Raw genomic sequence first — 1,033 nt, 5'->3', positions numbered from 1 at the left:
GGACGCCGTCGAGCCTCCGCTGGAGCTTGCGGAGGTCGCCGTCGACGGAGAGGTTCACGCCGCGCACGAAGCCGTCGCCGATGCGCGCGCGCCGCTTCGCGATCGCGTCGGCCGACTCCGGACCCTCGGCGGGCGGCTTGCGCAACGCGACCGCCATCGCCGCGAAGGTGTGCAGCTTGAACTCGCTCATGCGGTGGTGGAGCGTGTCCCAGTCGTCGCTCGTGTAGAGGGTGGTGCCCTCGATCTCGAGCCCGCTCGGGGCGATGGCGTTCCGTTGCAGGGCGAGCCGGTCGTAGACGACGTCGTCCTCGCTCCGCCGCTCCACCTCGTCGTAGTCGACCGTGAGGTAGAGGATCCCGCCTGGCTTCAGCACGCGGTTCATCTCCCGCGCGACGCCGGGCTGGGCGTCGGGGTCGATGTGCTCGAGGACCGAGATGCAGTAGACGCGGTCGAAGGTCGCGTCCGGGAACTTCAGCGCCGTCATGTCCATCTCGACGGGCACGACCGCCGCGCGGTGGAACTCCGCGGCGCGCGCGAGCATGGTCAGCCAGCGCAGGTCGTTGTCGATGGCGACGACGGTCGCGCCGAGCGAGGCGAGGCGGATCGGCAGCGCGGACCCCCCGCAGCCCGCGTCCAGCACCAGCTCGCCCTCGGGCGCGGCGTGGCGGGTCAGCGCCCACGGGTACTCCCAGACCTTCGACGGGTAGACGAAGGAGAGCTGCTGGCCGGCCTCTTCTTTCTCTCGCGCGATCTGCGCCGCGATGCCGCGGTTCGCCCCCGCCATCGGCTCGCGCCGGATGTCGTCGGGCTCGAGGATGCGGTTCTGCGCCTGCTCGGGCGCGGGCTCGTCGCCGGTGGGGTGCACGACGGGCGGCTCGAGGGGAACCGGCCGCTCGGGCTTGACGAACTCCTCGTCGCTCACGCGTCCTTCTTTCGCTGCACGAACGCGCGGATGGCGGCGAGCGTCCGGAAGTTGGCCGGCACGATCTCGTCCTGCGCGACGGTGATGCCCTCGGCGTCCTCGAGGTTCGCG

Annotated in this window: 1 protein-coding gene; it reads right to left on the bottom strand. The window is 71.6% G+C overall.

Annotated features, from left to right (window positions below; genetic code table 11):
* Positions 1–922, bottom strand: a 922-nt coding sequence (locus NXI30_29095) for a class I SAM-dependent methyltransferase (GenBank protein ID MCR9098297.1), incomplete at its 3' end; no start/stop codon positions are given.
* Positions 923–1,033: the final 111 nt, after the last annotated feature.

It is taken from the genome of bacterium (assembly GCA_024742285.1).
Taxonomy (GTDB): domain Bacteria; phylum Myxococcota_A; class UBA9160; order UBA9160; family UBA4427; genus UBA4427.
Note: the sequence above shows the minus strand (reverse complement) of the source record. Positions and strands in the feature narration are given on the sequence as shown.